The sequence below is a fragment of the Streptomyces griseorubiginosus genome, assembly GCF_036345115.1.
GTDB classification, from domain to species: Bacteria; Actinomycetota; Actinomycetes; order Streptomycetales; family Streptomycetaceae; genus Streptomyces; species Streptomyces griseorubiginosus_C.
The window spans coordinates 9137215-9159925 of the sequence record NZ_CP107766.1; the positions used below are offsets into that span (position 1 = coordinate 9137215).

General features: G+C 72.6%; 21 protein-coding genes and 1 pseudogene. 12 read left to right on the forward strand and 10 right to left on the reverse strand.

The window, feature by feature from the left end:
* Positions 1-25 precede the first annotated feature (25 nt).
* On the reverse strand, positions 26-673 hold the full coding sequence (locus OHN19_RS41190; RefSeq protein WP_330269114.1) for a hypothetical protein: 648 nt from the start codon (positions 671-673) through the stop codon (positions 26-28).
* Positions 674-757: 84 nt separating this feature from the next.
* Here OHN19_RS41190 and OHN19_RS41195 point away from each other — a divergent pair, with 84 nt between their 5' ends.
* Positions 758-1723, forward strand: coding sequence for a TauD/TfdA dioxygenase family protein (locus OHN19_RS41195; protein WP_330269115.1), 966 nt, complete (start codon positions 758-760; stop codon positions 1721-1723).
* Positions 1724-1760: 37 nt separating this feature from the next.
* Here the strand turns inward: OHN19_RS41195 and OHN19_RS41200 are convergent, their stop codons facing one another.
* The 3 genes from OHN19_RS41200 to OHN19_RS41210 all read right to left on the reverse strand — a co-directional run bounded on the left by OHN19_RS41200 (position 1761) and on the right by OHN19_RS41210 (position 5316).
* Complete coding sequence (locus tag OHN19_RS41200) at positions 1761-2789, reverse strand: LLM class flavin-dependent oxidoreductase (RefSeq protein WP_330269116.1); 1029 nt, start codon at positions 2787-2789, stop codon at positions 1761-1763.
* Positions 2790-2864: 75 nt separating this feature from the next.
* Complete coding sequence (locus OHN19_RS41205) at positions 2865-4367, reverse strand: metallophosphoesterase family protein (RefSeq protein ID WP_330269117.1); 1503 nt, start codon at positions 4365-4367, stop codon at positions 2865-2867.
* Between the two features lie 43 nt (positions 4368-4410).
* Complete coding sequence (locus OHN19_RS41210; protein WP_330269118.1) at positions 4411-5316, reverse strand: MHYT domain-containing protein; 906 nt, start codon at positions 5314-5316, stop codon at positions 4411-4413.
* 274 nt (positions 5317-5590) lie between these two features.
* Between OHN19_RS41210 and OHN19_RS41215 the strand changes: the two genes are divergently transcribed.
* Positions 5591-6364: an SDR family oxidoreductase gene (locus tag OHN19_RS41215; RefSeq protein ID WP_330269119.1), complete on the forward strand. Its 774-nt coding sequence runs from the start codon at positions 5591-5593 to the stop codon at positions 6362-6364.
* 121 nt (positions 6365-6485) lie between these two features.
* On the opposite strand, the gene OHN19_RS41220 is transcribed toward OHN19_RS41215, so the two are convergent.
* On the reverse strand, positions 6486-7247 hold the full coding sequence (locus tag OHN19_RS41220) for an ABC transporter permease (RefSeq protein WP_330269120.1): 762 nt from the start codon (positions 7245-7247) through the stop codon (positions 6486-6488).
* On the reverse strand, positions 7234-8157 hold the full coding sequence (locus OHN19_RS41225; RefSeq protein WP_330269121.1) for an ABC transporter ATP-binding protein: 924 nt from the start codon (positions 8155-8157) through the stop codon (positions 7234-7236). The genes OHN19_RS41220 and OHN19_RS41225 overlap by 14 nt, the downstream gene beginning before the upstream one ends.
* Positions 8158-8217: 60 nt before the next feature.
* On the opposite strand from OHN19_RS41225, the gene OHN19_RS41230 reads away from it, so the two are divergent.
* From OHN19_RS41230 to OHN19_RS41240, 3 genes are all read left to right on the forward strand, one after another.
* The gene (locus tag OHN19_RS41230) at positions 8218-8859 is read left to right on the forward strand and encodes a TetR/AcrR family transcriptional regulator (RefSeq protein WP_330269122.1); all 642 of its coding nucleotides are present in this window, start codon (positions 8218-8220) and stop codon (positions 8857-8859) included.
* Between the two features lie 17 nt (positions 8860-8876).
* On the forward strand, positions 8877-9995 hold the full coding sequence (locus OHN19_RS41235) for an ABC transporter substrate-binding protein (RefSeq protein ID WP_330269123.1): 1119 nt from the start codon (positions 8877-8879) through the stop codon (positions 9993-9995).
* Positions 9996-10060: 65 nt separating this feature from the next.
* Positions 10061-10501: a VOC family protein gene (locus OHN19_RS41240; protein ID WP_330269124.1), complete on the forward strand. Its 441-nt coding sequence runs from the start codon at positions 10061-10063 to the stop codon at positions 10499-10501.
* A 66-nt stretch (positions 10502-10567) separates the two neighbouring features.
* Here the strand turns inward: OHN19_RS41240 and OHN19_RS41245 are convergent, their stop codons facing one another.
* A complete protein-coding gene (locus tag OHN19_RS41245) occupies positions 10568-11308 on the reverse strand; it encodes a DUF6193 family natural product biosynthesis protein (protein ID WP_330269125.1) in 741 nt (246 codons plus the stop codon).
* Between the two features lie 148 nt (positions 11309-11456).
* Between OHN19_RS41245 and OHN19_RS41250 the strand changes: the two genes are divergently transcribed.
* The 3 genes from OHN19_RS41250 to OHN19_RS41260 all read left to right on the forward strand — a co-directional run bounded on the left by OHN19_RS41250 (position 11457) and on the right by OHN19_RS41260 (position 15188).
* A complete protein-coding gene (locus OHN19_RS41250) occupies positions 11457-12344 on the forward strand; it encodes a phosphotransferase family protein (protein WP_330269126.1) in 888 nt (295 codons plus the stop codon).
* A gap of 57 nt (positions 12345-12401) precedes the next feature.
* Positions 12402-12965, forward strand: coding sequence for a dihydrofolate reductase family protein (locus OHN19_RS41255; protein WP_330269127.1), 564 nt, complete (start codon positions 12402-12404; stop codon positions 12963-12965).
* A 69-nt stretch (positions 12966-13034) separates the two neighbouring features.
* Positions 13035-15188, forward strand: coding sequence for a S9 family peptidase (locus OHN19_RS41260; RefSeq protein WP_330269128.1), 2154 nt, complete (start codon positions 13035-13037; stop codon positions 15186-15188).
* Here the strand turns inward: OHN19_RS41260 and OHN19_RS41265 are convergent.
* On the reverse strand, positions 15185-15940 hold the full coding sequence (locus OHN19_RS41265; protein WP_330269129.1) for a dienelactone hydrolase family protein: 756 nt from the start codon (positions 15938-15940) through the stop codon (positions 15185-15187). The genes OHN19_RS41260 and OHN19_RS41265 overlap by 4 nt on opposite strands.
* A 124-nt stretch (positions 15941-16064) precedes the next feature.
* Positions 16065-16685 carry an L-threonylcarbamoyladenylate synthase gene (locus tag OHN19_RS41270; RefSeq protein ID WP_330269130.1) on the reverse strand — a complete coding sequence of 207 codons (621 nt, stop codon included), beginning with the start codon at positions 16683-16685 and terminating at the stop codon, positions 16065-16067.
* Between the two features lie 509 nt (positions 16686-17194).
* Here OHN19_RS41270 and OHN19_RS41275 point away from each other — a divergent pair.
* Together OHN19_RS41275 and OHN19_RS41280 are read left to right on the forward strand one after the other, a co-directional pair.
* The gene (locus OHN19_RS41275) at positions 17195-18727 is read left to right on the forward strand and encodes a helix-turn-helix domain-containing protein (RefSeq protein ID WP_330269131.1); all 1533 of its coding nucleotides are present in this window, start codon (positions 17195-17197) and stop codon (positions 18725-18727) included.
* A gap of 230 nt (positions 18728-18957) precedes the next feature.
* Positions 18958-19194, forward strand: coding sequence for a hypothetical protein (locus tag OHN19_RS41280; protein ID WP_330269132.1), 237 nt, complete (start codon positions 18958-18960; stop codon positions 19192-19194).
* Positions 19195-19322: 128 nt separating this feature from the next.
* Here OHN19_RS41280 and OHN19_RS41285 read toward each other — a convergent pair whose 3' ends face one another.
* Positions 19323-20207: an alpha/beta hydrolase gene (locus OHN19_RS41285; RefSeq protein WP_330269133.1), complete on the reverse strand. Its 885-nt coding sequence runs from the start codon at positions 20205-20207 to the stop codon at positions 19323-19325.
* A gap of 91 nt (positions 20208-20298) precedes the next feature.
* Here OHN19_RS41285 and OHN19_RS44060 point away from each other — a divergent pair.
* A pseudogene (locus OHN19_RS44060) lies at positions 20299-21060 on the forward strand (AfsR/SARP family transcriptional regulator); the annotation flags it as partial.
* A 154-nt stretch (positions 21061-21214) separates the two neighbouring features.
* Entirely contained in the window at positions 21215-22654 is a 1440-nt protein-coding gene (locus OHN19_RS44065; protein ID WP_419249710.1) for a hypothetical protein, read from the forward strand.
* The last annotated feature ends 57 nt before the right edge of the window (positions 22655-22711 follow it).

Sequence of the window (22711 nt, forward strand, 5' to 3'; positions counted from 1 at the left end):
CCTCAGTGGGCGCGCCACCAGCGGCTCACTGGGTGAGCGCGTGCACCGTCCCGCCCTCCGCGGCCATCGACTCGGCGATCAGCCGGTGGTTCCGCCGCCGCTCCTCCTCGGGGAGGGGCGGCAGGAGTTCCTCCCACACCGGCAGGAAGGTGCCGCGCAGCTGGAGCAGGCCCGCCGGCCGGGCCAGCAGCCAGAAGTGCAGGTGTGCGGCGCCGTCACCCCAGCGGTTGACATGGACCCGGGCGACCCCGTCGAGACCGAGCACGGCCCGCTCCGCCCGCTGGAGCAGGGGGCCGAGTTCGGTCGCGCGCTCGGCGGGCAGATCGGCGAGGTCGTAGTGGCCGCGTGGTTGCAGCATGACGACGGCCGGGAGCCGGGACTCGGTGCCGATCGCGTCCAGGCGCCAGTGGTGGTCGGCCCAGAGTGCTTCCGCGACCGGCTTGAGGCAGGTGTGGCACTGCCCGGGGCCGCCCTCGCCGTGGCGGGCGGGTTCGGGAAGGACGGGGGGCTGCACGTGCTTGACCCGGAGTTCACCCTCGAAGGGGAACGTCTCCCAGTCGGCCACCGAGCGGGCAGGCATGGGCAGCCGCTCGCCCGTGGGAACGCGCCGTACGAACGCGCTCGGTTCCTGGGCAGGTGCGTCCGGGTCCTGGGGAGTTGAGGGAGTGGCCACGGTGGGCAGTCAACCATGGGTGACGCGCCCCGCGGGGTGCGGAGCTTCAGAGGCACGACGGCCACGGCGATCTACGGAGCATGCATGACGACGGACAACGGCACGGCGGAGTGGGACGCGGGCCTCGAGGTGAACCCGGTCGCGGGGCACATCGGAGCCGAGATCACCGGTGTCGATCTCGCCGGTGATCTTGACGACGAGGTGGTCGCCGCGATCCGGGCCGCGGTGCTGCGGTGGAAGGTGGTGTTCTTCCGCGGGCAGAAGCTCGACCACGCCGGGCACGTGGCCTTCGCCCGCCGGTTCGGTGAGCCCGTCGTCCTGCGCAAGCGGGGCAGCGCCTCACCCCCGGACTTCCCCGAGGTCGAGACGACGGCCGACCGGCTGGAGCTGGGCGGGAAGTTCGGCATGGAGCACGAGGAGTGGCTGCAACGCCGACGGCACACGCTGCTGCGCGGCTGGCACTGCGACCACGGCGCCCGGATCGACCCGCCCGCCGCGACGATCCTGCGCGCCGAGACGGTCCCGCCGTACGGGGGCGACACGCAGTGGGCCAACCTCGCGGCCGCCTACGCCGGACTGTCGGGCCCGGTAAGGGAGTTCGTCGACGGTCTGCGCGTGGAGCACCGGCTCGGCGTCGGCTACCAGCCCCGGCCCGGCGACGACGCCTACGTCCGGCACCTGCTGGACCACCAGGTGGCCTCCCTGCACCCGCTCGTACGGGTCCACCCCGAGACGGGGGAGCGGATCCTCTACGTCAACGGCTACTACGTCGAGCAGATCGCCGACCTCTCCCGCGCGGAGAGCCGGGCGATCCTCGACATGCTCCTCGAGCAGGCGGTCCGCCCCGAGTACACGGTCCGCTTCCGCTGGGAACCGGGCAGCGTGGCCTTCTGGGACAACCGCGCCACGATCCACCTGGCCCCCAGCGACAACGCCCACCTCGGCTTCCCCCGGACCATGCACCGGGTGATGCTGGCCGGGGACGTGCCGGTGGGGGCGGACGGCAGGGCGTCCCAGGCGATCACCGGGACGGAGGTGGGGCGGTGGTGAGGGGGCAGCAGCGGACGCCCCCGGCGCCCGAGCGGACCTACACCCCCGGCCGCCACCCCAGCGCCGGACCCAGCTTCGTCGCCATGTCCGTCAGGATCTGCACGTAGTCCTCGTGCTCGAAGGTGAACGGCAGGGCGAAGGCCACCTCGTCCACCTCGCGGAACGCGGCGTGCGCGTGGAGGCGTTCGGCGATCTCCTGCGACGTGCCGACGATGTCCGGCGCGAACATCAGCCGGGCCGGACCCTGGGGCGAGGCGGTGCGCGGGGTGCGCTTCGCCGCGTACTCCTCGTACCTGGCCCGCTGTTCCGGCGACGCGGAGTCGGTGGGGATGACGACGAGACCCTGGGAGACCCGGGCCTCCTCGCCGTCGGGATGTGCGGCACGGAAGGCGCGGATGTGCGAGAGCTGGATCTCGGCGAAGTCGTACGGCCCCTCGGAGCCCTCAGCCTTGACGACACTGCTGGTCAGGAAGTTCATGCCGTGCTCACCGGCCCAGCGCGCCGAACTCAGGCTGCCGCCGCCGTACCAGAGCCGTCGGCCGAGCCCGGGGGAGTGGGGTTGCACCCGGTCCGAGAAGACCTCGAAGCCCTGCACCCCGCTGAAGTCGCTCGCCGGCTTGCCGCGCACCAGGTCGAGGAGGCGCCGTACCCGCTCGTAGGAGAAGTCCTCGACGTCGGCCGTGTCCGGGTACAGCGCCCCCTTGACCTCGTCGAAGTGCATCGGCGGGCCCACGCTCACGCCCGGGTTGATCCGGCCCCCGGACAGGATGTCCACGGTCGCCAGGTCCTCGGCCAGCCGCAGCGGGTTCTCCCAGCCGAGCGGGATGACGGCCGTGCCCAGCTCGATGCGGCGGGTGCGCTGCGAGGCCGCCGCCATGACGGCGACGGGCGAGGAGATGCCGTACTGGAGGTGGCGGTGGCGCAGCCACGCGCTGTCGAAGCCGAGCCGCTCACCCAGTTCGATGATCTCCAGCGTCGACTCGTGGCCGCGTCGCGGATCCGCCTCGTCGAACAGTCCGATGGTCAGGAAGCCCAGCTTGCGCAGGGGACGGGGGGTGGACGGCACGGGCTCCTCCGGGAAGCTTGACGAATCAAGTAGTACGGCTGTGGCAACCCCGGCGCCGGCCACCGTGTTCCCGGGTCAGCGCAGCGGAATGATCACTTCGTCCTCGACGGGCGGTTCGATCTCCTGGGCGAGGTTGCCGGTGGCCGCGAAGCAGCGCAGGTGCACCGCTTCGGGGGTGACGTCCAGCCGCAGGAAGCACTTGAAGAACGGCGGACTGTACGTCGCCGAGCTGGGCGAGAACAGCTGCGTGTAGATCTTGCGCACCGGGAGCCGGAACCGCGAGGTGCGGTCGGGGCGGCCGCCGGCGCCCAGGAGACTGGCGACGAGACGGGTGCGGAAGGTGACGCGGGCCGGCTCGCCCGGCAGACGGGTGGGCGGGATACCGAGCCGTTCGGCGATCACCGCGGTGGCCTCGGCCTCGGTGAGGGTGAAGAAGCGGCGCAGGTGCAGGCGGCGGCCGTAGAGCCGGCTGTAGAAGGCCAGCGAGTCGCCGCGCAGCGGGTAGCAGCGGAAGTCCTGCTCGGTGACGTCGGCGACCGACACGCGCGGGATGGTGTGGGTGGCGTGCATGAAAGCGCCGCCGCCGCCCGAGACGACGTACTGGATGGTCCGCCCGTCCACGTCGACCGGGTAGCGCTGATAGTTGTGGATGTCGCCGCCGATCGACGCGACGAAGTGGTGCGCCGGGTCGCGCACGATCGCGTCGACGGTGCCGCCGCCCTCGATGGCGCAGGGGTGGTGCTCGCCGTCCACGTACAGGGGCGAGCCGGTGATGAGGATCTTCGGGCGGGGGCCTCGGGAGACCTCGCGCAGCCACGCGCCCTGTTCGGCGTCGAGGGTGCCGAGCAGCCCGGTGTCGATCCCGATGATGCGCAGCGGTCCCGCGTCGACGGCCCAGTACGGGCCGGGCTGGACGGCCTGTTGAGCCGGGTCCGCACGCAACTGGCGTGCCTGGTCGAGGCGTTGGCCGTCGTGGGGGCGCGGCCGGTGCCACAGCAGGGTGCGCAGCCAGGCCCGGCTGAACGGGCGCGGCGCGGGTTCGGGAGCCAGGGGCGGTGCGTCGTCGCAGAAGACGCGCATGAAGGCGCCGAGATCCTCGTACCAGTCGTGGTTGCCGGGTATCGCGTAGATCGGCGCCGGATAGTCCTGGTACGGGCGGAAGAACTTGGAGTCGTAGTCGTCCGCGCTGCCCACCGGGTAGATCACGTCACTGGCGACCACCGCGAACCGGGTGTCCTGACTGATCTTCAGAAACCCCGGTACGACGGCGTACTGGGGGTCGTCGCCCTCTCCGGTGTCGCCGATGACCATGAACGAGAAGCGTTCCGGGTCCTCGCGCCGGATCACCTTGTCGGCGGGTGCGCCGGCCGCCGCGCGCTGGGCCACCCAGCGGCTTCGGGTACGGCCCGTGGGGTCCCCGAACCAGGAGGCCACCACGCCGTTGCGGGCGGCCCACAGCGTCCTCGGGTTCAGCCACGAGATCTTCTCGACCTTGGGCGGCATCAGCCGCTTGTACTCGCCGAGTTGGGCGGAGCCCCAGCCGGCGCCTTCGGCGGTATCGCGTGAGGAGTCAGACACCGGTGCACCGTAACAACGATCTAGAACCGGGCCGACAGGGGAGTCACCTTTGCGGTCCGCGGGGTGCCGCCCAGTGCGGGTCCTGCGGGGCCCGGGCCTGGACCACCCGGCGCTCCCGGTCGTCCCGGCGCTCCTTCTTCTCCTGGTCCTCGAAGAGCGAGTCGGACTGCGGGGCGGTGCGCGCGGCCGAGGTGGACCGGCGGTTCCAGTCGCCGTCGCCGAGCACCAGGAGCGGGTCGAACATGACCACGACTCCTGCCAGCAGCAGGAAGATCGCCGGGCCCAGCAGCATGGGCAGCAGCAGCGAGGTGGGTGAGTCGCCCGCCCACGATCCGCCGAGCCTGCTGTGCACATGGACGCTGACCGCGGACATGCCGGTGTAGTGCATCCCGGTCACCGCGACACCCATGATCAGGCTGGCCCCGAGGCTCGTCAGGAAGCCCCGGATGGTGACGGCCGCCCACAGGGCCGCGGTCGCGGCGACGATCGCGATGACCACGGACAGTGCGACGATCGCGGGGTCGTAGTGGATCGTCCCGTTGAGGTGCAGTGCCGCCATGCCGAGGTAGTGCATGGCCGCCACGCCGAGCCCGGTGATCACGCCCGCGAAGGACAGATTCAGGGTGCTGGCGCCCCGGTAGCCGACGATGAACACCCCGATGCCCACGACGACGATCGCCACCGCGAGACTGAGCACCGTGAGCCCGACGTCGTAGCGGATCCGGGTCTCCACCACCTGGAAACCGATCATGGCGATGAAGTGCATCGTCCAGATGCCGCAGCCGATCGAGGCGGCGCCGAGCGCCAGCCAGCCGGGCTTCCACGACTCGTGGCTGAGCAGGGTCCGCACGATGCAGCGCAGCCCCAGAGCCCCTCCCAGGCACGCCATCAGATACGCGGCGACCGGGGTCACCACGCCGTAGCGGAACCCGTCAACCGTACCTTCCATAAGCCAACTCCCCCCAGAGTCTTGGCTGGTTGTGGAGGAAGAGTGGCGGCAGTGAATCGCGTAAATCAAGGCATTACCGGGGGTAAACGAAGAAGTCCCCGGTGGCGCGGTTGAACTTTAGTCACATGACGACGAGTTTCGGCCAAGCGGGCTCATGGGGCGCAGGGATGTGCCAGAGTTGAGCAATTTTCAGCATTTCCGTGTTCTCGGGCACCCGGTTCCGATCAGGAAAAGCGGTTGTCGGCCTGCCGTCACTCGGGGACGATCTCAGCCCGTGACGACACGCACCGAAGCCCCCGCTCGTCCGCTCGCCCTGATCACCGGAGTGGGCCGCACCGTCGGCATCGGCGCCGGGATCGCGCGCCAACTGGCGGCCTCCGGATGGGACATCGCCTTCACCTACTGGACCCCCTACGACGCCCGCATGAGCTGGGGCGTCGAACCCGGCGCGACCGCGACGATCGAGCGGCTCCTCGCCGAGCGGGGTGCCGCCACCGCCGCGATCGAGGCGGACCTCGCCGACCCCGGCACCCCGGCGCGGGTCTTCGGCGAGGCGGAGCGCCGGATCGGCCCCGTCACCGCGCTGGTCATGAGCCACTGCGAGTCCGTGGACTCCGGTCTGCTCGACACCACCGTCGAGAGCTTCGACCGGCATTTCGCCGTCAACACCCGGGCGACCTGGCTGCTGATCCGGGAGTTCGGCCGCCGCTTCACCGCGACTCCGGGCACCAGCCGGATCATCAGCCTCACCAGCGACCACACCGTGGGCAACCTGCCCTACGGGGCGAGCAAGGGCGCGATGGACCGCATCACCCTGGCGGCCGCCCACGAACTCGCCCACCTGGGCGTGACCGCCAACGCCGTCAACCCAGGTCCCGTGGACACGGGTTGGATGTCCGAGGAGATCCGGGCGCACTGCCTCGAAGCCACCCCGCTCGGCCGCCTCGGCACCCCGCAGGACACCGCGCACCTGGTGGACTTCCTGTGCTCACGGGAAGGGCAGTGGGTCAACGGCCAGCTGCTCAAGAGCAACGGGGGCCTCGCGTAAGGGCGGTTGCGCCACTCGCCCTACCATCGGCGGTCGGCGCCGGGCGCAGCGGGCCGGTCGAGGCCCGGGTCGGCTCCATCCCACCTGCACCTGAGGGGGGAGCCTTGGCGAACCTGCCCGATTAGAGCGCCACCACCCGGCCGCTGCGGCCCTGGAGCCTGACCGCGGCCAGGGTCGCGCAGACCGCGGCCGTGCCGAACAGCGTGCCGCAGGCCACCGCCGCCGTGTGGGTGTCCCCCGCGAGAGCGGCCCGCAGGCCGTGCGCGGCCCAGTAGCCGGGGGAGACCGGGGCGACGTCCGCGACCCAGGCCGGCAGGACGGCGAGCGGGACGAGCGCGCCGCCGACGCTGCTCAGGAGCATGCCGCCGATGTCGTAGGCGGCGGAGAGCTCACCCATCGACCGGACCAGCACACCGAGCAGCGCCCCGAGGCCGAGCAGCGTGCAGCACCAGCTGAGCAGGACCCCCAGCAGCAGGAACGGATGCGGCACGCGCAGTCCGAACACGCACACCCCGAAGCCGACGATCAGCAACTGCTGGGCGAGCAGCGCGGTGAGGACGGGGACCGCCTTGCTCAGGAGCAGCTCCGCCGGATGCAGGGGCGTGCCGCGCAGACGGTCCCAGGTGCGGCCGAGACGTTCGGAGAGGATCGCGTTGCCGGAGATGCTGAGCGCGAGCAGCGAGAAGGTGACCAGCGTGCCGACGACCGCCTGCTCGGTACCGGCCGCCCGGCCCTGCGCCGACAGGTAGAGCGGGCGCAGCAGGGTCATGAAGACCAGCGGCAGGACCATCCTGCTCAGCAGGGGGCCGGGTTCGCGCAGCATCAGCAGCGCGTTGTGGCGGATCAGGACGCTCAGGCGGGTCGCGGACTCATGCGGCGGCATCGTGGGGTTCCGTCCTCTCGGGCGCCGTGGTCTTCGGCGCCATGGCGTCTCCGGCCGTGGCTTCGGGCGGTGTCGATTCCAGGGAGTGGTAGAGGTCGTCCAGTCCGGGCCGGTGGACGTCGACGGAGGCGGGTGTGCGGCCGGAGGCGAGCAGGGCCGCAAGGTCGGCCCCGGGATCCGTGCTCGGCATACGGACCTCGGGTTCGGCCGGGTCGGCGAAGGCGACCCTGAGCTCTGCGGGAAGGTGCCGGGTGAGTTCCTCCTGGGTGCCGCGCGCGATGACCCGGCCGGCCCGCGCGAGCGCCAACGTGGCGTCCAGGTCGACGAGTTCGGGGAGGTAGTGGGTCGTGTAGACGACGGCGGCCCCGGCGTCGGCGCGAGCCCTCACGGCGGCCAACAGGGCGGAGCGGGTCTCCGGATCGGCGCCGGCCGTCGGCTCGTCTAGCAGCAGCAGGGGCGGTGAGCCGACCATCGCGGTGGCCGCCTGGACCCGGCGCCGCTGTCCGCCGGACAGGACACCCACGGTCCGGTCCGCCACCGCCGACAGCTGAAGCTCCTCCAGGACCCGCGTGATCCCGGCATCCCGTCGCCGGCCCCGGAGACCGGCCAGTCCGGCGAACAGCCGCAGGTTCTCCCGCACGGTGACACTGCCGTACAGGGCGAGCTCCTGCGGAGCCATCCCCACGAGCCGCCGCGCGGCCCGGCCCTCGCTCAGCGCGTCGTACGGCCCGATGCGGACGCGGCCCGCGTCGGGCCGCACCAGGCCGGTGACGGTCTCCACGAAGGTCGTCTTGCCGGCGCCGTTGTGGCCGATCAGGCCGACGATCTCGCCCGGTTCGACCGTCAGGTCGAAACCGTCCAGCGCGCGATGGCGGCCGTAGGACTTCACCAAGCCGTTCGTGACGAGCATCGGCCCTCCCCTTGTCTACGGCGTACCCGTCTACGGTGTACACGTCTACACTGTAGACCCATGAGTGGCAGACGGGAAGAGATCCTGGACGCGGCCCTCGCCATCGCCGACGAGCGTGGCCTGGAGGCGGTGTCAATGCGTGCGCTGGCCGAGCGGGTCGGCGTCACGCCGATGGCGCTGTACAGGCACGTCAAGGACAAGGCGGCGCTGCTGGACGGCATGGTCGGACGCCTGCTGTCCGCGCTGCTGCCGACCGACGCGGCGCAGGGGGCGCGGGAGCCGACCTGGGACGAACGGCTCGACGCCCTCGCCCACGCCTGCCGGCAGGTGACCCAGCGTCACCCGTGGGCGGCGCACCTGCTCTTCTCCCGACCCGCCGTCACACCGGACGCCGTGCGCGCGGTGGACATCATCTACCTCGCCCTCCTCGAGGCGGGGGTCCCGGACTCGGAGGTGCCCCGACTGGAGCGGCTGATCAGCACCTTCGTCATCGGCTTCGCCACCTCGGAGGCCTCCGGCCGCTTCACCCCCGGCGCCCTCGACCCGCGCGGGCGCCGCGGACAGCTCCCGGACAGTGAACTCCCGGGCCACAGCCGGCTCGGTCCCTGGCTGGACCTCCCGGTCGACCTCACGGCGGAGTTCGAGGCCGACCTGGCGGACATCCGGCGGCTGGTGCTTGCGGCGGCGCGGGGTGACGAGTGAGGGGGAGGGGAGACGACGTGGACAGCGGTGAGGTCGTGTCACCGGCCGCAGCGGATCGGGCGGGCGGACCGCCCGTGCGGATCGGTGTTCTCGTTCCGCTGACGCGACCCGGCTGGGTCGAGGCGGGTCAACACCTGCTGGCCGGGATCGAGTGGGGCGTCGGCGAGGTCAACGACGCCGGTGGCATCGGCGGCAGGCCGCTCGAACTCGTGGTCCGGGACACAGCGGCGGATCCGCACAGGGCCGAGGCGGCCGTGGACGAGTTGGCCGGGCTGGGAGTGGTCGCGCTGGCCGGGGAGTACCACAGCGTCGTCGCTCGCGCCGCCGCGACCCGCGCGGACGCGCTCGGTGTGCCGTTCCTGTGCTCGTCGGCGGTCCTCGACGCACTCACCGAGCAGCCGACGGACCAGGTCGCCCGACTCTCACCGCCACAGTCCCGCGGTTGGCGCGTCTACGCCGACTTCCTCCTCGACGCGGGCCACACGCGCCTCGCCGTGGCGACCCAGCCGAGCGTGTACTGGGCGTCCGGAGTCCGTGTCCTCCGGGACCACTTCGGCGCGCGCGGTGGCACCGTCGTCGAACTCGATGTGCGGGAACATCCCCCGACGTCCCTGTGCGACGCGCTCGTCGAGCATCGCGCGACGGTTCTCCTTCTCCTGGTCGGCTCCCCGGAGCCCGCGGTGCCGATCGTCCGTGCCGTCCGCCGTGACCGGCGTCTCGCCGAGCTCCTGACGGGTGCTCCGGCCGGCCAGCCGGAGTTCGCCTCATGGAGGAAGCTGCTGGGCGACGACGGTGCCGGGATCCCCTTCCTGCGCTATCTGCCGGAGAAACTCAGCCCGCTTGGCGCACGAGTCGAGGCGGGCCTTCGCGAGCGGCTGGGCCAACCCCCCTCGTTCGTCGGGTACGAGGGCTACGACACGGTCGCCGTCCTCGCTGAGGCGCTGCGTCGGCACGGCACGGACCGGGCGCGCATCGCCGAGTCCTGGCCGGGCGTCACGGTCGAGGGCACCCGGGGGCGGATCGGGTTCGGACGGGCGCCGGGGGGCAGCGTGTGGCAGTGGGCCGGGGCACCGGTCCAGGTGGCGGACCGGGACCCGGCGGACCCGGACCGCTTCCGTGTCCTGCACGTGGGCTGAGATCGCTTGCGTGTCCCGCAGGTCGGCCCATCGTGGCCGTATCGACCGCACCGAGGAGGCCCGGCATGGCAGTACGGCGCATGGACAACGTGCTCATCGTCGTCGAGGACCTGGACGCCGTCATCGCGTTCTTCGTCGAACTCGGCATGGAGCTGGAGGGCAGGGGCCCGGTGGAGGGGCGCTGGGTGGAGCGGGTCATCGGGGTCGACGACGTCCGCCAGGACGTCGCGATGCTGCGCATCCCGAACGCTCCCGGCCGGATCGAGCTGGCGAAGTTCCACACACCGAAGGCCATCGGCTCGGTACCGGAGGACTCGCCGGCCAACACCCTGGGCATCCGCCGCGTCATGTTCGCCGTGGACGACATCGACGACGTCATCGCCCGCCTGCGCACCCACGGCGCCGAACTCGTCGGTGAGGTCGAGCAGTTCGAGAACATCTACCGGCTCTGCTACGTCCGCGGCCCGGAGGGGATCGTCATCGGCCTGGCGGAGGAACTCGGTTGAGGCGGCAGGGCGAAGGTGGGACGGCAGGGGTGGACCGGGTCGTACCGGTCCACGCCCATCGGGCGGTCAGCCGCCGAGTGCGACCGGGCCGAGCGGTGACGGGAGATGGCGTACGGCCATGGCCACGGCCTCGTGCGCGGTGGGGAAGGTGCCGAGGTCCGGGGTGACGAACCCATTGCCCACCCCGTACGTGCCGTCGCTGTTCGCGCTCAGGGACGGTCCGACGACGGTCAGAGCCGGCCGGGTGGTGGTCGAGAAGCGCAGGGCCCAGTGGCTCGTGAAGGGGTAGAGGGCGCGCAGGGCCGGCTCGGCGTGGGCCGCCTCGACGAGGGCCTGGTACGTCTCCTGCCAGGCGTATGTCAGTTCGGCGGCCTCCCGCCGCATGCCCTGCCATTCGGACGCCGTCAGGCGCCCCGGGTCGTTGTCGGGGACCTCGAACCGGCCGGTCAGATGCACGAAAGGGGCTGCCCGGCGGACGGCGGCCGGCGCTTCTCCGTCGTGCCAGGCCCGGGCGGCCCTGGCGAGCTGTGCGAGGTCGGTCGTCAGGCCGTCGACGAGGGCCAGGGTCTGGAAGGGCTCCTCACCCCGGATCCACCATCGCCGTTCGTGTCTCCACGCGGTGATCTGGAGTGGCCCCCGGTGCGGCAAGATGCTTGCCACGGCCGCGTGGAGCAGCGGCTCGGCCTCCGAGGACGTGACGGGGACGGCGTCGAGGCGGCCCTCCGCCCCGGCTCGGAGTGCGGCGGCGAGGCTGCCGTGCGCCGCGATGTCGGGGTAGAGGACGGCGGGATCGGGAGGTGTGGGCACGGTCGGCGATTCTGCCTGATCCGTCGCCGCCCCGTCCTGAGGGGCACCGCAGATTAATCGGTCGGGGCGGCGCGCTCGCCTTGGTACGGTGCGCCTGTCGGACCCTTCGCACGATCATCGCGGAGCTCACGGGAAGGACCGGGCGACGATGCGGGTCTCGGAGGTTCCACGGGCGGTGGCCGCGGCCAGGGCGATCGCCGCTTCACTGGGCCTGACGGCCGACGACGCGATCGTTCTCCATGACTCCAACAAGCTCACTCTGCGTCTGCTGCCCTGTGACGTCGTGGCCCGGGTGGCGCCGGTGGCGGATCAGGTCGCGCTGCTCGAAGTCGAGCTCGCTCAGCGGCTCACCGAGCTGGGGTGCCCGGTGGCCGCGCTCGATCCCCGGGTGGCACCGGGCGTCCATGAGCGCGCGGGCTTCGTGGTCACGCTGTGGACCTACTACGAACCCGTGCCCCCTCCAGAGGTCCCGCCCGCCGACTACGCCCACGCGCTCACCCGCCTGCACGCCGGAATGCGTGAACTCGACGTCCCGACCCCGCACTTCACCGATCGAGTCGAACAGGCCCAGCGACTCCTGGCGGACCACGACCGCACTCCGGCGCTGGCCGACGCGGACCGGGAACTGCTCGCCGACACCCTGCGAAGCCTGCGGCGAACGATCAGCGAGCGCGGCACCGCCGACCAGCTGCTGCACGGCGAGCCGCACCCGGGAAACCTGCTCCCCACGAAGAACGGACCGATCTTCATCGACCTGGAGACCTGCTGCCGTGGCCCGGTCGAATTCGACCTCGCCCACGCGCCCGATGAGATCGCCGGGCACTGTGCGGGGGTCGACCAGGACCTGCTGCACGACTGCCGGCTCCTCGTCCTCGCGATGATCACCACCTGGCGCTGGGACCGGCACGACCAACTCCCCGACGGCCGTCGCCTGGGCGAGGAATGGCTCGCCCGGATCCGGGCGGCGCGCGTACAGCCCCCGGCTCGTTCGTCACCGCGGGGCGGTCGACCTGCCCGCGGTGTGGCTGACCGATGATTTTCGCGCCCCGTGCTGGTCTGTACGCCGAAGACCGACTCACGGGAGGCTGCCGCCATGCCAAGACTGACCTTCGCCATGAACATGAGCCTGGACGGCTACATCGCCGCGCCCGGCGACGACCTCGGCTGGAGCGTGCCGAGCGACGAGCTGTTCCAGTGGTGGTCCGACCGGGTGGCCGCGACGGGCCTGGCGCTGTACGGGCGCAAGCTGTGGGACACGATGAGCTCCCACTGGCCGACCGCCGACAAGGAGCCTGATGCCACACCGGCGGCGATCGAGTTCGCCGGCCGCTGGCGGGACATGCCGAAGGTGGTGTTCTCCTCCACGAGCCGCACGGTCGACTGGAACACCCGTCTGGTCACCGGCGACGCGGTCACCGAGATCGCCAGGCTCAAGGCCGGCGACGGCGGCCCCATGGACATCAGCGGCGCCACACTCGCCGCGGCGGCCATGCGGGCCGGGCTGATCGACGAGTACGCCATCGTCACCCATCCGGTCCTGGTGGGCGGCGGCACACCGTTCTTCACCGCCCTGGACCACTGGGTGAACCTGCGCCTGGTGGAGACCCGGACGTTCCCCGAGGGCCTGCTGCTGACCAGGTACGAGACCAGGCTCTGAGCGCGGCGGTCAGTAGCGGCTTTATTCGAACTTGAGTTTTATTAATCGGGTCGGTGGTAGGACACCGTCATGCCCCTCACCACCCTCCCCGAACAGCTCGTCCGCACCCTGCGCTTCACCCGCGGCGTCCCCGGGCGGTTCGTCGTCTCCGGCGGTGGGGAGACCGTGCTGTTCCTGCGGGGCCGCACCGGTGACGACCCGGTGACCTGTCTGTGGGCGCTGGATGTCGCGTCCGGGAGGGAGCGGTTGCTGGCCGATCCCGTACGGCTCCTCGGAGCCGGGCAGTTCGAGCGGAGGGTACGGGTGGGGGGCATCGAGGCGTACGGCACCGACGAGGCGGCCGGGGTCATCGCCTTCGCCCTGGGCGGTGGGCTCTGGAAGGTGGACTCGGGCAAGGGGGAGCCGCGGCGGCTGCCCGTCGTCGGACCGGTCTCCGATCCCCGGCCCGACCCCACCGGCCGCCGCATCGCCTACGTCTCGCACGGCGCCCTGCGGCTGGTCGAGACCGACGGCACGGAGGACCGATTGGTGGCCCAACCACCCGGCCCCGACGTCGAGTTCGGGGTCGCCACCCACACCGCCACCACCTCCCTCGACGACGCCCGAGGGCACTGGTGGTCGCCGGACGGGAGCCGACTGCTGTTCGCGCGGACCGACTGCACGGCGGTCCAGCCCTGGCCGACAGCCGATCCGGCCGACGGCGGGCACCTGACCGACCCGGCCACCCCTCCCGACCGGCCCCACCCGGGCGGCGCGGACCGCGAAGTCCGCCGCACCGCCCTCGCCGGCACACCCAACCCCGACGTCACACTGTGGCTCTCCGGGCTCTCCGGGCTCGACGGCCCGCCGGTGCCGGTGGGTTGGGACCGGGTCGCCCACGAGTACGTCGTGGGCGCCGGATGGGACGCGCACGGGCCGTGGGCGCTGGTGCAGTCCCGGGACCAGTGCTCCGTCCGCCTCCTCGGCATCGACCCCGGCGACGGCCGGACCACCGTCCTGGACGAGCAGCGCGACGAACGCTGGGTGCACCTCGTCCCCGGACTGCCCGTCCGCACGGCGTCCGGCGCCCTTCTCACCCCTCACGACACGAACGGGACCCGGCATCTCGCCCGGGACGGAACAGACGTCACGCCCGAGGGACTTCAGCTGCGAGCCGTGCTCGCCGTCGACGGCGACGACGTCCTGTTCACGGCCTCCGACGAACCCACCGAGACCCACCTCTGGAGCTACAGCCCCAAGTCCGGCCTACGGCAACTGAGTTCCGGACCCGGTGTGCACTCCGGCGCCCGCAGCGGCGGCACCCTGGTCCGGATCACCCGGGACGCGGAACGGCCCGGCGGGCGCGCCGAGGTGCTGCGCACGGGCCGACCGGCCGTCACCGTCCTGTCGTACGCCGAACGCCCGGTCCTCGACGTCCACGCCGAACACTTCGTCCTGGGCCCCCGAGCCTTGCGCGCCCGGCTCCATCTGCCGTCCTGGCACCGCCGGGGCAGTGGCCCGCTGCCGGTGCTCGTCGACTCGTACGGCGGGGCGGCGCTCCAGCGCGTCACCGCGGAGCTGGACTCGCGGGTCCTGCTCTCGCAGTGGTTCGCCGAGCGGGGATTCGCCGTGCTCACCACCGACGGCCGCGGTACGCCCGGCCGCGGGCCCGACTGGGAGCGCGAGGTGTACGGCGACCTGTTCGGACCCGTCCTGGACGACCAGGTCACCGCCCTGCACGACGTCGCCCGCCAGTGCCCCGACCTCGACCTCGGCCGGGTCGCCTTCCGGGGCTGGTCCTTCGGCGGAGCGCTGGCCGCGCTGGCCGTACTGCGCCGCCCCGATGTCTTCCACGCCGCCGTGGCCGGCGCGGGCGTCACCGACCAGCGGCTCTACCACGCGCACTGGCGCGAGCGGTTCCTCGGCCATCCCGACGCCCACCCGCAGCGGTACGAGGTCTGCGACCTGCTCCGCGACGCACGGCGGCTGGCCCGGCCGCTGCTGCTCATCCACGGGCTCGCCGACACCAACGTCCCGCCGGTCAACACCCTCCGCCTCTCCGCCGTACTCAAGGCCGCGGGGCGCCCGCACGAACTCCTGCTCCTGCCCGGCATCGGACATCAGCCCATCGGCACGACCGTCACGCGGCAGCTGCTGGAGCGGCAAGTGAGCTTCCTGCGGCGCCACTTGGGCAGCGAGCCACCCCGGCCTCCCTCCGCCGCCGGGGCGCCGCCCCCGTCCTAGAAGGTGCGCTTGAGCAGGTCGAGCAGTGCCGCCCAGTGCCGCTCGTCGCCCTCCGGGTGGTACGAGGCGGTGTCGGCCTGGGTGAAACCGTGCGGGGCACCCTCGTAGACCTCGCAGCGGTGCCGGACACCGGCCTCGGTCAGGGCGGCCTCGAGGCGCTTGATCTGCTCGGGCGGCAGCGAGTGGTCGTTGTCGGCGTGACCGAAGTACAGCTCGGCGGTGATGTGCTCGGCGACCAGGTGCGGGCTGTCCGGGGTGTCGGTGGCCAGGCGCCCGCCGTGGAAGCCGGCCGCCGCGGCCACCCGGTCCGGGTAGGTGCCCGCGGTGAGCAGGGACAGCCGCGCGCCCATGCAGTATCCGGTGAGGGCGACCGGGCCCTCGGCGACCTCGGGCCGCTCGGCCAGCCAGCGCAGATACGCCCCGGCGTCCCGCATCGCCAGCTCGGGCGTCAGGGCCTGCATGACCGGCATGATCTTCTCGAAGATCTCCGGCCGCGCGGCGGGGTCGATGAACTCGGGCAGCTCGAAGACCGGCGAGCGTCCGTGCCGGTAGAACACGTTGGGCACGAGAACCGTGTAGCCGGCCTCGGCGAGCCGGTCGGCCATCGACCGCAGCTGGGGGCGCAGCCCGAAGGCGTCCTGGAACAGCAGGACGGCGGGCCGGGGCGCACCGTCGGCCGGGTGGGCCAGATAGGCGTCGGCGACGCCGTCCTCGGTGGGGATGTCGACGTCGGTTCCCTGTACGGAGGTCATGGGGGGTGCCTCTCTGCGCATACGACGGCGAGCAGGTCGCCGGCCCGGCGGAACCGGGGCCGGGCACATGTTTGCACGCACCATCCAACCGGCCGCCGCGGCCCCCTCCCACTTGAAAACGGCTTTACTCGAACCGGCTGGTGTCGCCCGCGCCGTGCCTCACGATCTCCGCCTCGCCGCCGGAGAAGTCGATCACCGTCGTCGGTTCGGTACCGCAGTCGCCCGAGTCGACGACCGCGTCCAGTACGTGGTCGAGACGGTCCTTGATCTCCCAGCCCTGGGTCAGCGGCTCCTCCTCGTCGGGCAGGAGCAGGGTGCTGGACAGCAGCGGCTCGCCCAGCTCGGAGAGCAGTGCCTGGGTGACGACGTGGTCGGGGATCCGGACACCGACCGTCTTCTTCTTCGGGTGCTGGAGCATCCGCGGCACCTCCTTCGTCGCCGGGAGGATGAAGGTGTAGCTGCCGGGCGTCGACGCCTTGATCGCGCGGAACACGTCCTTGTCGACCCGTACGAACTGGCCGAGCTGCGCGAAGTCCTGGCAGACCAGGGTGAAGTGGTGCCGGTCGTCGAGATGACGGATGCTGCGGATCCGGTCGATGCCGTCCCGGCTGCCGAGCCGGCAGCCGAGCGCGTAGCAGGAGTCCGTCGGGTACGCGATCAGCGCGTCCGACCGGATGCTCTCGGCGATCTGGCTGATGGCACGGGGTTGCGGGTTGTCGGGGTGCACGTCGAAGTACTTGGCCATCCGCCGAGCTTATGCCGTCGCGGGGGGACGAGGACGGAGGCCGAGCAGCGGCACCGCCGCCGGCTGGTGCCGGGCCCAGCGGCGCCGTACGACTCCGGGCCCGCGTTGCTGCGACGCGACGGCAGCGGAGGCCGTGCAGGTGCAGGTGAAGGAGCGGGGGCGGTGCGAGGGCACCGGTTCGGCTTCGCGGTCGACGAGGACCTGCGGTCGGTGAACGCGACGTCAGCGGTCAGGGGCGCGGGGAACTGCGCGACCAGCCCCCACCCACCCGCAGTCGCCCACCGCCCGTCAGGCTCGTCGTCCTCAAGTGCTCCACACCCGGCGCTCCGCCTTCATGCGTCCACATCGCCCAACTCCCTGCCACTCCACCACACTTTCCGCTTGACCGTCACCTTCATGCCGCCTTCTGCACACCTGGCCGCGTCCGGCCCGACGACCACCGGCCGTGCGTGAGGTAACGTCCCGAGCGGTATGTCATGAAGGACGCGAGGGGCGAGGAGAAGGGTGACGTGGCAGGTCAGGAGGGTGGGTCCGGCGGGAGTCGGGCGCGGGACGTCGGGGAGTCGACGTGGGCGCTGGAACTCCTGGACCAGCTGCGGCCGACCGGGCGTGACGTCAGCAGGCTCGTCACCTGGCTCGCGGAGTCGGTGAACGGCACGGCCTCCCTCCACGACGACACCGGAACCCTCGTCGCCGGTCCCGGCATGCCCCTGGACGACACCCTGGTCGCGGACATCCGCGCCGGCCGCATCGCCTCCGCGGCCTCGGCGGACGAGGTCACCCATCTCCGCCTGCTCAGAATCGAGTACCCGGACCCCGCGAAGGCCGGCGTGCTCGCGGTGGCCCGCCAGTCGCCCTTCGACCGGCGCACCTCCGACATCCTCACGCACACCGCCCAGATCCTCGAACTCCTGCTGCGCGCCCGGGAGACGGCCACGGCGGGACGGCGCCTGAAGCGGGCCACCTCCGATCTGCGCCTGGCCATACTCCAGTTGCTGATGGTGGAGGACACCGTCGCCGCCCGCCGCGTCGCCGCTGGGCTGTGGCCCGGCCTGCTCGACACCGACACGGCCTGTGTCTACGTCCTCGAGGGCGACGCGGCGGAGCGCGACCGGCTCGCCGAGGAGTGCCTCGGGGTCACCGGCGACCGGGCCCTCGTGGTGCGCTGCCCGGCCATGGACGGACACGTGATCATCGTGACCACCGGGGACGCCGCGGGCACGGCCCTGCGCTCGCTCGTCGACCGCAACCCCGGCACGCTCCTCGGCGGCAGCACCCGCCAGAGCCTCGCCCGGACCGCCGCCGCCTACGGCCAGGCGGTCAGCGCCCTCGCCGTGGCGCGCGTACGGCCTGACAAGGCGGCCGTGTACGCCGAACGCAACCACCCCGAACGGCTGATGGACCCGGTGGCGCTGCGCGCCTGGACCGCCCGGCTGCTGCGCCCCCTCGACACCCTGCCGCACCACACCCGCGCCGAGCTGCTCGTCACCACCCGCCTCGGTCTGGAGTTCACCGCCGTGAGCGCGGCCAAGGTGCTGGGCGTCAGCCGCAACACCGTCCGTGCCCGCATGGAGCGCGTCGAGTCCCTGCTGCGCACCGACTTCACCGACCTGACCGTCCGCGCGACCGTCCATCTGGCCCTCAGCACCCAGGTCAGCCTCGCGGACGGGCAGGCCGCCCCCGCGGGCGCGGGGCAGGCCCGCGCCCGGCTGGGTGATCTGCTGGCCGGGCCCGCCCTGGAGACCTGGGCGCGGGAACTGCTCGGGCGCCTGGACAGCGACCCCCGCGATCTGCGCCGCACACTGCGCAGCTGGATCGCCGCCGGCGGCAACGCGGAGCGGGCCGCGCAGACGCTGGCCGTGCACGCGCAGACCGTGCGGGAGCACGTGCGCAGCGCCGAACCGGTCCTCGAACGCCAACTCATCGCCTCCGGCGGTGACCTCTACGAGGTCGTGCTGGCCCATCTGGCGACCGGCGAGCTGGAACACCCCGTCTCGTTGCGGGATGATCCGGGCCATTCGGACTCACCTGTGCACGGGTGAGTCCTGTGCCGCGCACAGCGGGCATCGGCGCGATTCACAAGAGTCCGCAGGTCACGTAAGTTCGACGCACCGCAGGGGGAACGACCGGAACGGGGGACCGGTCGCGCCCCCTGCGAGGCGTTTCCGCCACCCTCCCGCGCGACGCCCCGCGGCCGCCCGCGAGGCGTTTCTCCCGCGTACGACGGGTACTCGTCCGGCTCCGGAACGACTACCGCTGGAGGAGGCCCGGAATGACCAGCAGCACGGAGACCGGCGGCGCGACCGGCACGTCGGACAAGGACTACAACCTCATCTGGTATGTGGAGGCGTGCCTGAGCAACGCGCTGCGGCTGGAGAGCTACATCCAGGACGCGGAGCGCGGCAAGGACACCGAGGTCGCCGACCTGTTCCGCAAGGCCCAGGCGGACAGCCGCAAGGGCGCCGAGATCGGCAAGGGCCTGCTGCGCGCACGGTTGAACGGCGGCTGACCCTGCGGGCGCGGAGGGGCCGGACAGACGGGTGTCCGGCCCCTCCGCACGCGCACGGAAGCCCCGGGAAACGGGCCCGGCGTGGCCGGCCGCGCCGCCCCGCGGGCCCACTGGACGCCCGCGGCGGCTCACGCTCCCCGGACGGTGAGCTCCCGCAGCGCCTCGGCGACGTCGGCCGGGGTCTCCTCCGCCATGAAGTGGCCGCACGAGACGGTCGTATGGCGGAGGTCGTCGGCCCAGGACGCCCACAGGGCCCTGGCGTCGTAGCCGAGTGCGGCGCCCCAGTCCTGCTGGAGGACGGTCACGGGCATGCCCAGCCGGTTCCCCGCGGCCCGGTCGGCCTCGTCGTGCTCGACGTCGATGCCCGCCGAGGCGCGGTAGTCGGCGACGATCGACGGCACCGCCTCGCGGCAGGCCCGCAGATACTCGGCCCGGACCCGCGCCGGGATCGCGTCGGGCCGGTTGGCCCAGACGTCGAGGAAGTGGCCGAAGAACGCGTCCGCGCTCGCGGAGATCATCCGTTCGGCCAGACCCGGCGGCTGGGCCATGAGGTAGAGGTGGAAGGCGACTGCCGCCGACCTGCCGTGCAGGGCGTCCCACATGTCGAGCGTGGGCAGGATGTCCAGGAGGGCCAGGTGGGACACCGCGTCCGGATGGTCCAGGCCCGCCCGGAAGGCCACCAGCGCGCCCCGGTCGTGCCCGGCCAGCGCGAACCGGGGATGCCCCAGCCGGCGTGCGAGTGTGACGACGTCCTGCGCCATGGTCCGCTTGGAGTAGGTGCCGGGGCCGCCCTCGCGGGGCTTGTCGCTGTCGCCGTAGCCGCGCAGGTCGGGGCAGATCACCGTGTGGTCGGCCGCCAGGTCCGCCGCTACGTGGCGCCACATCAGGTGGGTCTGCGGGAATCCGTGCAGCAGGACGACGGGTGTGCCGGTGCCGCCTACGGCCACGTGCAGGCGGACGTCCTCGCCGACGGACACCCGCTGGTGGTCGAATCCGGGGATGGTCGGTTTCACGGTGGAGCTCTCCTCGGTCGGGCGGTACGGGGGAGGCGTCAGGGCCCGGTGACGCCATGCCCCCAGGGTCCGGGCGGCGAATGAGCAACGGATGAGCGCGTGTACGTTGAGGGACGTGCGCGTGGTCGAGTTCGGAGTCCTGGGGGCCGTGGCCGCCTGGGACGACACCGGGGAGCCGATCGCTCTGAAGGGGCCCAGGCATCGCGCGGTGCTGGCCCGTCTCCTCGTCGCCCGCCGCAGGGTCGTGCCCGTGCCCCGCCTGGTGGCGGACCTGTGGGGAGACGATCCGCCCGCGGACGCGGTGGGTACCGTCCGGACCTTCGTCGCCGCACTGCGGCGCGCGCTGGAACCCGAACGACCCCGTCGAGCCCCGGCCCGCCTCCTCGTCACCGAAGGCCCCGGCTACGCGCTGCGGGCCGAACCCTCCCACGTCGACGCCTGGCGGTTCGAACCCGCCGTCGCCTCGGCCGTCGACCTGCCTCCCGCGCGGGCGGTGACCCGGCTGACCGAGGCCCTGGAGCTGTGGCGCGGCCCCGCCTACGCCGACTTCGCCGAGGAACCCTGGGCTCGCGCCGAGCGCGCCCGGCTCGCCGAGCTGCGGCTGACCGCCGTGGAACGCCGGGCCGAGGCCCAGCTCGCCCTCGGCGCGGCCGCGGACGCGGTGGCGGACCTCGACGCCCATGTCGCCGAGCACCCCTGGCGGGAGGACGCCTGGCGGCTCCTCGCCCTCGCCCTGTACCGCTCCGGCCGCCAGGCCGACGCCCTCTCCGTCCTCCGCCACGCCCGACACCTGCTGCGCGAACACCTCGGCGTGGAGCCGGGACCACGACTCCGCCGCACAGAGGAGGCCCTCACGCACCCCGGCGGACAGGTCGATGCGCGTCCCGTCGGGCGGGATTCCTTGCGCCTCGGCGGGCGGGATTCCTTGAGCCTCGGCGGGCGGGACCCCTCGCACCTCAGTGGGCGGGACTCCTTGCGCCTTGGTGGGCGGGACGCGCCTCCCAGAAGTGGGCAGGACCCCTCGCCCCCCCAGGGGGCAGGACACCTCGCCCCGAAGCAGGCAGGCCCCCTCCCACCCCACCAGCCCTGACACCCCACCCCCCAGCGACAGGGACACCCGACCCCCCACCGGCCAGAACACCCCCCTGCACCGCACCGAGCAGGACATCCTCCGGCACGCCGACCACCTGGACCCGGCCCCCTCCGACACCGCCGCAGAGATCTGGGCGCAGGCCTCCGCGTCGTACGCCGGCATGGTCCCGCTGCGGGCCGGCACCCGGCTGGAGTCCACCGCGGGGCTCATGCGCGACCTCGCCGTGACCGGTGGCGGCGGTCTGGAAGCGGCCCGTCGGCACCGTGCGGCAGCCGTGGTCGCGGCCGAGCAGCTCGGCGATCCGGAGCTGACGGCCCGCGTGATCGGCGTGTACGACGTCCCGGCCGTGTGGACTCGCTCCGACGACCCGGCCCAGGCCGAGCGCGTGGTGGCCGCGGCCGAGCGCACCCTGCTCCTCCTGCAGCCGACCGCGCACGAGGCGTCGCGGGCCCGGCTGCTGGCCACCGTCGCGCTGGAGTCCCGCGGCACCCTCCCCGACCGGGTCCGCGCCCTCCAGGCGGCCCGGCAGGCCGTGGCGAGCGCACGCCTGCTCAACGACGCGAGCCTCCTCGTCTTCGCCCTCAACGGCCTGTTCATGCAGACCTTCGAACAGGCCGGACTAGCGGCACAAAGAGACGAGATCGGCGCCGAGATCACTGCCGTGGCCGCACGCCACGGACTGTTCACCTACGAGGTCCTCGGTCATCTGATCCGGCTCCAAGCCCACTGCGCCACCGCCGACTTCACGGCGGCCGAACGACACGCGCAAGCCGCCGAGGCCCTCGCCGAACGCCACGAACTGCCCCTGGTCGCCGTCTTCACCACCTGGTACCGCGCCCTGCGCACCGCGACCACGGAGCCCGCGCACCTCGGCGAGCGTGCGTACCGGAACGCCGCCAAGTCCCTGGAAGGCGCCGGGATGCCGGGCCTGGAGCGAGGCCTGCTGCCCCTGGCCCTGCTGTGCCTCCGACTGCACCACGGCCTCCCCGTCACCCTCGACCCGCCCACCGACCCGCTGACCGATCCGCTGACCGCCCCGCACACCGACTGGGGCCCCTACGAGCCCTGGGTGCGCCCCCTGCTGCTGCTCGCCGACGGCCAGGAGCGGGCCGCCGTAAGCCTGTTGGCCTCCGTCCCCTCCCCACCCGGTGACCTGCTCCACGAGGCGCTGTGGACTCTGCTGGCACGAGCGGCCGTTCAGGTGGGCGACCGTCCCCTGATGCGCCGCGCCCAGCAGGCGCTCGCGCCCGCCGACGGCGAACTGGCGGGAGCGGCCAGCGGCTTGCTCACCGCCGGGCCCGTCTCGGACCACCTCGACGCACTGACCGCCGCACTCGCCCGGCACACATCTTGACCTTGACCGAACCCGAGGCTTAGCGTTCCGGCGTCGCACGTGATTGAAACGATTCAA

What these genes read in the sequence shown, in the direction of transcription:
- OHN19_RS41195 (WP_330269115.1), top strand. Translation starts at nt 758, where the DNA reads ATGACGACGGACAACGGCACGGCGGAGTGGGACGCGGGCCTCGAGGTG.
- OHN19_RS41210 (WP_330269118.1), bottom strand. Translation starts at nt 5,316, where the DNA reads ATGGAAGGTACGGTTGACGGGTTCCGCTACGGCGTGGTGACCCCGGTC.
- OHN19_RS41220 (WP_330269120.1), bottom strand. Translation starts at nt 7,247, where the DNA reads ATGCCGCCGCATGAGTCCGCGACCCGCCTGAGCGTCCTGATCCGCCAC.
- OHN19_RS41225 (WP_330269121.1), bottom strand. Translation starts at nt 8,157, where the DNA reads ATGCTCGTCACGAACGGCTTGGTGAAGTCCTACGGCCGCCATCGCGCG.
- OHN19_RS41230 (WP_330269122.1), top strand. Translation starts at nt 8,218, where the DNA reads ATGAGTGGCAGACGGGAAGAGATCCTGGACGCGGCCCTCGCCATCGCC.
- OHN19_RS41240 (WP_330269124.1), top strand. Translation starts at nt 10,061, where the DNA reads ATGGCAGTACGGCGCATGGACAACGTGCTCATCGTCGTCGAGGACCTG.
- OHN19_RS41250 (WP_330269126.1), top strand. Translation starts at nt 11,457, where the DNA reads ATGCGGGTCTCGGAGGTTCCACGGGCGGTGGCCGCGGCCAGGGCGATC.
- OHN19_RS41255 (WP_330269127.1), top strand. Translation starts at nt 12,402, where the DNA reads ATGCCAAGACTGACCTTCGCCATGAACATGAGCCTGGACGGCTACATC.
- OHN19_RS41260 (WP_330269128.1), top strand. Translation starts at nt 13,035, where the DNA reads ATGCCCCTCACCACCCTCCCCGAACAGCTCGTCCGCACCCTGCGCTTC.
- OHN19_RS41265 (WP_330269129.1), bottom strand. Translation starts at nt 15,940, where the DNA reads ATGACCTCCGTACAGGGAACCGACGTCGACATCCCCACCGAGGACGGC.
- OHN19_RS41270 (WP_330269130.1), bottom strand. Translation starts at nt 16,685, where the DNA reads ATGGCCAAGTACTTCGACGTGCACCCCGACAACCCGCAACCCCGTGCC.
- OHN19_RS41280 (WP_330269132.1), top strand. Translation starts at nt 18,958, where the DNA reads ATGACCAGCAGCACGGAGACCGGCGGCGCGACCGGCACGTCGGACAAG.